Genomic DNA, 8,049 nt, shown 5'->3' with positions numbered 1-8,049 from the left:
CCTGATGCGCTTCGCTTATCAGGCCTACGGAGCGGACACTTTTGTCGGCTGGCTACGCCATCCAATCACATGTTAAACAGCGCCGTGGTATTACGATACAGCACGTCAGCGATCACGTCCGCAGGTTCCGGGCGCAGTTCGCATAAGACGTCGAAGACTCTGACTACCTGCTCCGGGCGATTAGGCTGCCCCTGAAAGCCGTTGAGCGGCATATCCGGCGCGTCGGTTTCCAGCAACAGCGATTCCAGCGGCAGTTGCGCTATTACCTCGCGGGTTTTACTGGCGCGCGGATAGGTAATGGTGCCTCCCACGCCAATTTTGTATCCCAGTTGCACAAAGCGCTCTGCCTGCTGCACGCTCCCGGAAAAACCATGCACCACGCCAGTTCGCGGCAAAGCATGACGTTTCAGGTGCATCGCCAGCTTGTCATGGGTACGCCGCGAATGCAGGATCACCGGCAATTCATACCGCTTCGCCAGCTTTAGCTGCGCTTCCAGCACCCGCTCTTGCTTTTCGAATTGCGGATCGTCCCGATACAGATCCAATCCAATCTCGCCTAGCGCCACCAGCTTTTGTGGGCGCTTATCCAGCTCCTGTTGCAACTGGTCCAGGCAGTCATCGCTATGTTGTTCAATAACAATGGGATGCAGACCAAGCGCGGAAAACAATGGAGGATAATTTTCCGCTAACGCCAGTACGCGGGGAAAATTCGCCGCCTGGGTGGCCGGAACGATAATGCTCTGTACACCAACCTCCGCCGCGCGCTGAATGCTGGCAGATTCATCGCCGGTAAACGGCGGGAAATCAAAGTGACAATGCGTATCGATAAAACGATAACTCACGCCAAATCCTCATTATCAAACGTCGTGTCGTTCGCCTGAGGCGCATCGGTCACCACTGGCACATGGGCATCGTTGGCCACCGGCGCGGGAGGAACTACCACCGGCCCCGGCACCACAATCTTCGGCGTCTGACGAGGCAGCGGCGCATTTTTCGCCAGCAGTTTGCCGACTGTCGCCAGAAAGTAACGACCGCACAGGCGTCCGGTTTTGTAATCTTCCCTCAGTGCCGGAATACGGCTGCCCAACGCCATGCTATGGAGTGGTTTTGGCGGATAGATCTCAAAAATACGCAGCTTGCCCGGCGGCTTCTCAATAAAACTCTGGATAGCACGATAGCTGGTCTCATGATGCTGCACCAGATTCAGAAACGGTTGCAGGCTACTTTCACCCAACCAGCGCTCCATACGTTTGAACCACTGCGGGGTGTAGTACATTTGCGAAGGCACAGTGCGAATCACTACCAACGTTTTTGCCCCCTGCTTCGCTGCCTCCTGCACAGGTATGGCATCACTAACTCCTCCATCCAGATAGTTCACGCCGTCCAATACAACCCCTGTGCGGTAGAACCCGGGAATCGCGCTGGAGGCTCGAATGAGGTCGAGCCAGTTTTGCCGGTTCGGCGAAAAATAGCCGGGCGTGTAATCATCGCCCCGACAGGCGCACATATAAAACGCTTTCCCTGCGGCAAACAGGCGCTCGGCGTTATCCATTGCCAGCGGCATCTGGGACGCAGTCGAATCCACCAGCCAGTCGAGATCGATTAAGTTTCCCCCGCGCACAAAGCGCACCGGGTCAAAAAATTCGCGTCGGGTGGTGTATCGCATAATAACTTTGCGACCGTAACCGGGCTGGTTACAGAGATAGGCTGAAAGGTTTTGCGCGCCAGCGGACGTCCCGTAGAAGAGCTCAAAAGGATTAAACTGCGCGCGCATGAATTCATCCAGTACGCCAGCGGTAAAGATACCTCTTTGTCCCCCACCCTCGCACACCAGCGCCATATTGCCTGGTTGAAACGGACGTAACGATAACGGCGCAATATTACCGAGCGTGACGGGTATTCTCTGCCCCACCTCTGCCTTCCTGTTGTTTTTGTAATAGAGCAACAAAGTAACGCAAATTGCCTGACGCTAAAACCGTAAAAGCCAGTCCAATGGACTGGCTTAGTAGCAAGATATCTTTACGGTTAATCCCCAAAATAATTCGAGTTACAGGAAGACGGCAAGTGCGTGAGTCCCGATGAGCTTACTCTGGTAAGTGATTCGGGTGAGCGCGCGCAGCCAACGCACCTGTAGCTTGAAGAATAAAGGGGATGGGCTAGGGTCGTTTACGCCCGGTAAACAGGCTGACCAAAAACAGAATTATCCCCACCACAAACACAATTTTCGCTGCGCCGGCTGCAGTACCCGCCAGTCCACCAAAACCGAGTGCGGCGGCAATTAACGCGATAACCAGAAATATGATGCCCCATCGAAACATATGCTTCTCCTTTACCATAGTTAATTTCACCGCTTGATATGAGCGCTCAGGCTGCCCATCGGCGATATTTTCAGTGTGGTGCACAACACGCCTCCCGACAAACGTCAGGAGGACGAATTAAGTCTAATTACTGAGTTTTGAGATCGTTTTTGACGCTTTTCACGCCATCAATCGCTTTGGCGATGCTCTCAGCACGATCGCTTTGAGCCTGTGAATCGACGGTGCCTGAAAGTTGCACAACGCCATCGGTGGTCTCAACTTTCACCTTGCGGGAAGGGACGATATCATCGGCCAGCAGCTTGGCTTTTACCTCACTGGTGATTGCCGTATCGCCCGCATAGCCTTTAACGGAGGTTTCTTTACTATCACGCACATGCAGTTTGTCGCTAACGGAGGTCACGCCCTCAACGCCTTTCGCCACTTTCACCGCTTCTTCGGCCTGCGCCTGGCTTTCAACAAACCCGCTTAGTGTCACCACCTTTTGATCTGTTTTGACGGAAATATCGGTGCTCTTAATGCTTTCGTGGTCCACCAGCGCGGCTTTTACTTTCGCGGTGATGGTGCTGTCATCCATGAAATTACCGACTTTGTTCATAGAGCTATCGACTTTCTGCCCCGCACTTTCGACGCCGGATTGCGCTTTATCCATCGTGGCGTTTTCTGCATAAGCAGAACCCGTTGCAACAGCGGAGGTCAGCATCACGGCCAGCAGCGTTTTAGAAATCTTAAGTCCTGTCATTGTCATCGATGTATTCCTGTATTTTTTGCTAAAAGCTATGCTCTGCCGTTACACGGCCTGAACCAGCAACTAATCTTGTAAGTGGAATAAATATCAGCAATAGACGCTGCAACAGGCAGCCTAAAAAGCATTTAACGCCGATATTTATGTCATCACATTGTTAAATATAGTTCACGATTTCGTGATCGCAGTCAAAATTGATTAAAAAACAGGCAAACAAAAGAAAAACGCGAGGTTTTAAGAACATTCCGCAAGGGATTTAAAAGACAGGAAAAGTTGCAGGACACGGCGGATACCGTGCCCTGGAAGGTCGATTAGTGTTCGCGTGTTTTACGGAACTGAACGTCCGGGTAACGTTCCTGGGTGAGATTCAGGTTAACCATAGTTGGTGCGATATAGGTGAGGTTATCGCCGCCATCCAGCGCCAGCTGAATTTCGTTCTTACGCTTAAACTCTTCGAATTTCTTCACGTCAGAACATTCTACCCAGCGCGCAGTCGCCACGTTGACAGATTCATAAATCGCTTCAACGTTGTACTCGCTCTTCAGACGTGAAACCACCACGTCAAACTGCAGCACACCGACAGCGCCCACGATCAAATCGTTATTGGCGATCGGACGGAATACCTGCACTGCGCCCTCTTCTGACAGTTGAACCAGTCCTTTCAGCAGCTGTTTCTGCTTCAATGGATCCTTCAGGCGAATACGACGGAACAGCTCCGGTGCGAAGTTCGGAATACCGGTGAACTTCATCATTTCGCCCTGGGTAAAGGTATCGCCGATCTGGATAGTGCCGTGGTTATGCAGACCGAGAATATCGCCCGGATACGCTTCTTCCACATGAGAACGGTCACCGGCCATAAAGGTGAGTGCGTCGGAGATCACCACGTCTTTACCAATGCGCACCTGGCGCATTTTCATGCCTTTCTCATACTTGCCGGATACCACACGCATGAACGCCACGCGGTCACGGTGTTTCGGGTCCATGTTGGCCTGAATTTTAAACACGAAACCGGTGAACTTCTCTTCTGAGGCTTCAACGACGCGGGTGTCGGTTTTACGCGGCATCGGCGCAGGCGCCCACTCCACTAGGCCGTCCAGCATATGGTCAACGCCGAAGTTACCCAGCGCGGTACCGAAGAAGACCGGGGTGATTTCGCCCGCGCGGAACAGCTCATGGTCGAACTCATTGGACGCGCCCTGCACCAGCTCCAGCTCGTCGCGCAGCTGCTGCGCCAGGTCTTCACCCACGGCAGCATCAAGTTCCGGGTTGTTCAGACCTTTAACAACACGCACTTCCTGAATGGTGTGTCCTTTACCGGTCTGATACAGGTAAGTTTCATCTTTATAAAGGTGATAGACACCTTTGAACAACTTACCGCAGCCAATCGGCCAGGTGATTGGCGCACAGCCGATTTTCAGTTCGTTCTCGACTTCATCCAGCAGCTCCATCGGATCGCGGATGTCACGGTCGAGTTTGTTCATAAAGGTCAGGATCGGCGTATCGCGCAGACGGGTAACTTCCATCAGCTTACGGGTACGATCCTCGACGCCTTTTGCGGCATCGATAACCATCAGGCAGCAGTCCACCGCCGTCAGAGTACGATAGGTATCTTCGGAGAAGTCTTCGTGCCCCGGGGTGTCCAGCAGGTTCACCAGGCAGTCATGATACGGAAACTGCATCACAGAGGTGGTAATGGAGATACCACGCTGCTTTTCCATTTCCATCCAGTCAGATTTTGCATGCTGGCTGGAGCCACGACCTTTTACCGTACCGGCGGTCTGAATGGCCTGTCCGAATAACAGTACCTTTTCAGTAATTGTCGTTTTACCGGCATCCGGGTGAGAAATAATGGCAAAAGTGCGGCGTTTGGCCACCTCTTGCAAATAAGGAGACAACGTCATAGTCAAATCTTCTTAGGTAAGCACGGCAACGGGCCGGGCAAGTTGAATACGAAAAATTGCGGCTATTTTACCCATCAACGGGGGGGAGGCAATCAGTGTTTACACAGGAGCTGCTCCAGTTCGCTTAATGACGCTACGGTCCAGGTCGGCTGAATGCCCGCTGGCTGCTCGCGGTGGTGCGTATTTAGCCAGCAGGTGGATAGCCCGGCGTTAATGCCGCCAAGAATATCGGACTCTGCGGTGTCACCCACCATCAGCACGCGAGAACGGTCAGGATTACCCGCCTGCTCCAGCGCATGGTCAAAAATACGGGGGTCGGGTTTTGCCACCCCAACCTGCTCAGAAATCACCAGCAGGTCGAAATAGTCGCGCAGCCCCGTCCGCTCAAGGCGGATTTGCTGCAACGCGGTAAAGCCGTTAGTAATGATGCCTATTTTCGTTTTATCACGAATCGCATTGAGCAGAGAAACCGCCCCCGGCAACGGTGAGCAGATCTCCGCCATCGCATTGATGAATGCGTCATTAAGCTGGCCCGGTTCAACCTTCAGGCGTTCGGCCCAGCTCTGAAAACGGGCATGCTGCAGTTGTAATGAGGTAATCGCGCCGTTTTGGTAATCCACCCACAGCGGTTTATTCACGGCCTGGTAGTCCTGAAAATCTTCAGCGGTAAAGGTAATGCTATAGTCGAGAAACATCCGCTGTAAGCCGGTAAACGAGTCAAACGTAAACAGCGTTTCGTCGGCATCAAAGAAAATCCAGTCCCACTTCTTCATCATTACACCTTATCTTACATGCTGATTGGCAACGCCATGATGATGGCGTCTTCGTGACCATCGGCCGTTGGATAGTAGTTGCGACGGATCGTCGCCTCGTTAAAGCCTAAGCTTTCGTACAGCGCGATAGCGGCCGCATTCGAGGCGCGCACTTCAAGCCACAGGGTCAAAATGCCACGCTTTTCCAGCTCATCGATCAGGTGCTCCAGCAGCTCACGCCCCAGGCCCCGGCGCTGAAAGTCAGGATCGACGGCGATATTGAACAACGTCGCTTCATCCAGTACGACTTGCGTAATTGCAAAGGCGGCCATCACGTCGTCAACCCTCAACTGAAAATTGAGGTAGCGATCGCCCTGGTTGCTGGCAAATGTTTTTTCACTCCACGGAAAAGCGTGGGCGCGTTTTTCAATCTGAAATGCTGCGGGTAAATCAGTCGGCTCGAGGGAAGAAATCGTGTTCATATGCGCAGATTTGTTGCCATAACGCGGCGCGTGCCGCTGGGTTTTCCCGTAATTCATTAAACGCAGGACTCTCGACCTGAGCGCCCTCCAGCAGCAGCAGCTCTTCGGTTCCCAGCCGCCAGCTATTACAGCGACTGCCTTGCGGCAGCATGGCGACACGGTCAGGCGTCAGTTGTAAAACCTGATCCGGGCTAACGGTTAATGCGCGTAAAATATCGCTGATCAACGGTTCAGTTAGCGCGGGTAACTGTGCAGCAACCATCACCAAACGGACATGCGCAGGAATGGAAATCGCGATCTCGCCCTGCAGTGCGCCAGGACGACGCAACGACCACTGCGTAATGCCCAGTTGCTGTAACTGCCAGTCTCGTCGGGATGTCATAGCGAAACACTCCTGTCTATCAGGGGCGCAAATATAGCAAATTTGTCGAATCCGTGCCATCAAACAACTATAATCCCCCGCTGTACAATTTAAGGAGCATTCCATGTCTGCTTTTACCCCGGCAAGTGAAGTCTTGCTGCGCCACAGTGATGATTTCGAACAAAGCCGTATTCTGTTTGCCGGTGATTTGCAGGATGACCTGCCTGCCCATTTTGAAAGCGCCGCCAGCCGTGCGCACACCCAGCAACTTCACCACTGGCAGGTGCTTAACCGCCAGATGGGCGACAACGTCCGCTTCAGCCTCGTCGCGCAGGCCGATGACGTTGCCGATAGCGATACGCTGATCTACTACTGGCCGAAGAATAAGCCGGAAGCCCAGTTCCAGTTGATGAACATTCTGTCGCTGTTACCGGTGGGCACCGATATTTTTGTTGTCGGCGAGAATCGCAGCGGCGTACGTAGCGCAGAGCAGATGCTGGCCGAATACGCACCGTTAAACAAAGTCGACAGCGCACGTCGCTGTGGCCTGTACCACGGTCGTCTGGAAAAACAGCCGGTCTTTGATGCAGAAAAATACTGGGATGAATACCAGACAGAAAATCTGACCATCAAAACGCTGCCGGGCGTCTTCAGCCGTGACGGTCTGGATGTTGGCAGCCAACTGCTGCTCTCCACGCTGACACCGCACACCAAAGGCAAAGTGCTGGATGTCGGCTGTGGCGCAGGCGTTCTCTCCGTCGCCTTAGCCAGCCACTCGCCGAAAGTGCGCTTAACCCTGTGCGATGTTAGCGCCGCCGCCGTTGAAGCCAGCCGCGCAACGCTTGCAGCCAACGGCATTGAAGGTGACGTCATCGCCAGTAACGTCTTTTCTGACGTGACGGGTCGTTTTGATATGATCATCTCCAACCCGCCGTTCCACGACGGTATGCAGACCAGCCTTGATGCCGCACAAACGCTGATTCGTGGCGCAGTGCGTCATCTCAACAGCGGTGGTGAACTGCGTATTGTGGCGAACGCCTTCCTGCCTTATCCGAAGGTACTGGATGAAGTGTTTGGCTTCCATGAAGTTATCGCGCAGACCGGACGTTTCAAGGTCTATCGCACCGTGATGACGCGCCAGGCGAAAAAAGCCTAACGGCTGTAGGCCAGATAAGGCGTTTACGCCGCCATCTGGCGTGACACCTAGCAACGCCGGATGGCGCTATCGCTTATCCGGCCTGCATAAAACGCCAAAAACCGAAGAAACGCCTTTTTTTTCGGCAATCACGTTAAGTTCGAAAATTAACTGTTGACGCCCTGCATAAAATCTCTAGAATTCGCCCCCGTGGTAACGATACTTTTTGAGTGTCGATGGTATGCGAAGGTGGCGGAATTGGTAGACGCGCTAGCTTCAGGTGTTAGTGTCCTTTCGGACGTGGGGGTTCAAGTCCCCCCCCTCGCACCATAATCCACGTTGATATTGCTCGCACTGG

General features: G+C 53.3%; 9 protein-coding genes and 1 tRNA gene. 2 read left to right on the top strand and 8 right to left on the bottom strand.

The annotated features are described in order from the left end of the window. Positions 1 to 65: 65 nt before the first annotated feature. The 8 genes from FDW94_RS06025 to holD all read right to left on the bottom strand — a co-directional run bounded on the left by FDW94_RS06025 (position 66) and on the right by holD (position 6,577). Positions 66 to 842, bottom strand: coding sequence for a metal-dependent hydrolase (locus FDW94_RS06025; RefSeq protein WP_137377292.1), 777 nt, complete (start codon positions 840 to 842; stop codon positions 66 to 68). After that, positions 839 to 1,912 (bottom strand): patatin family protein, encoded by a 1,074-nt coding sequence (locus FDW94_RS06020; protein ID WP_008786128.1) that lies wholly within the window; start codon positions 1,910 to 1,912, stop codon positions 839 to 841. The genes FDW94_RS06025 and FDW94_RS06020 overlap by 4 nt, the downstream gene beginning before the upstream one ends. Positions 1,913 to 2,156: 244 nt before the next feature. Beyond that, positions 2,157 to 2,318, bottom strand: coding sequence for a DUF1328 family protein (locus FDW94_RS06015; RefSeq protein ID WP_003019081.1), 162 nt, complete (start codon positions 2,316 to 2,318; stop codon positions 2,157 to 2,159). 127 nt (positions 2,319 to 2,445) lie between these two features. Continuing rightward, positions 2,446 to 3,063: a molecular chaperone OsmY gene (gene osmY / locus FDW94_RS06010; RefSeq protein ID WP_003829980.1), complete on the bottom strand. Its 618-nt coding sequence runs from the start codon at positions 3,061 to 3,063 to the stop codon at positions 2,446 to 2,448. Positions 3,064 to 3,371: 308 nt separating this feature from the next. After that, positions 3,372 to 4,961, bottom strand: a complete 1,590-nt coding sequence (prfC, locus tag FDW94_RS06005) for a peptide chain release factor 3 (RefSeq protein ID WP_137377291.1) — start codon at positions 4,959 to 4,961, stop codon at positions 3,372 to 3,374. A 92-nt stretch (positions 4,962 to 5,053) separates the two neighbouring features. Then, positions 5,054 to 5,734, bottom strand: a complete 681-nt coding sequence (gene yjjG, locus FDW94_RS06000; RefSeq protein ID WP_008786125.1) for a pyrimidine 5'-nucleotidase — start codon at positions 5,732 to 5,734, stop codon at positions 5,054 to 5,056. Between the two features lie 14 nt (positions 5,735 to 5,748). After that, complete coding sequence (gene rimI, locus FDW94_RS05995; protein ID WP_003829985.1) at positions 5,749 to 6,195, bottom strand: ribosomal protein S18-alanine N-acetyltransferase; 447 nt, start codon at positions 6,193 to 6,195, stop codon at positions 5,749 to 5,751. Beyond that, positions 6,164 to 6,577, bottom strand: coding sequence for a DNA polymerase III subunit psi (holD, locus tag FDW94_RS05990; RefSeq protein WP_137377290.1), 414 nt, complete (start codon positions 6,575 to 6,577; stop codon positions 6,164 to 6,166). Before holD ends, rimI begins: the two co-directional genes overlap by 32 nt. 103 nt (positions 6,578 to 6,680) lie before the next feature. Between holD and rsmC the strand changes: the two genes are divergently transcribed. Together rsmC and FDW94_RS05980 are read left to right on the top strand one after the other, a co-directional pair. After that, entirely contained in the window at positions 6,681 to 7,712 is a 1,032-nt protein-coding gene (rsmC, locus tag FDW94_RS05985; protein WP_008786123.1) for a 16S rRNA (guanine(1207)-N(2))-methyltransferase RsmC, read from the top strand. Positions 7,713 to 7,934: 222 nt separating this feature from the next. Further along, positions 7,935 to 8,021 (top strand) — tRNA-Leu (locus FDW94_RS05980). Positions 8,022 to 8,049: the final 28 nt, after the last annotated feature.

Origin of the sequence: Citrobacter sp. wls757, from assembly GCF_005280935.1 — a bacterium.
GTDB classification, from domain to species: Bacteria; Pseudomonadota; Gammaproteobacteria; order Enterobacterales; family Enterobacteriaceae; genus Citrobacter; species Citrobacter portucalensis.
The sequence above is the reverse complement of the archived record's forward strand: the minus strand, read 5'-3'. Positions and strand labels throughout refer to the sequence as shown.

Excerpts from the sequence above, each read along its gene's own strand:
- rimI (WP_003829985.1), bottom strand. The coding sequence starts at position 6,195 with ATGAACACGATTTCTTCCCTCGAGCCGACTGATTTACCCGCAGCATTT.
- holD (WP_137377290.1), bottom strand. The coding sequence starts at position 6,577 with ATGACATCCCGACGAGACTGGCAGTTACAGCAACTGGGCATTACGCAG.
- rsmC (WP_008786123.1), top strand. The coding sequence starts at position 6,681 with ATGTCTGCTTTTACCCCGGCAAGTGAAGTCTTGCTGCGCCACAGTGAT.
- FDW94_RS06015 (WP_003019081.1), bottom strand. The coding sequence starts at position 2,318 with ATGTTTCGATGGGGCATCATATTTCTGGTTATCGCGTTAATTGCCGCC.
- osmY (WP_003829980.1), bottom strand. The coding sequence starts at position 3,063 with ATGACAATGACAGGACTTAAGATTTCTAAAACGCTGCTGGCCGTGATG.
- yjjG (WP_008786125.1), bottom strand. The coding sequence starts at position 5,734 with ATGAAGAAGTGGGACTGGATTTTCTTTGATGCCGACGAAACGCTGTTT.
- prfC (WP_137377291.1), bottom strand. The coding sequence starts at position 4,961 with ATGACGTTGTCTCCTTATTTGCAAGAGGTGGCCAAACGCCGCACTTTT.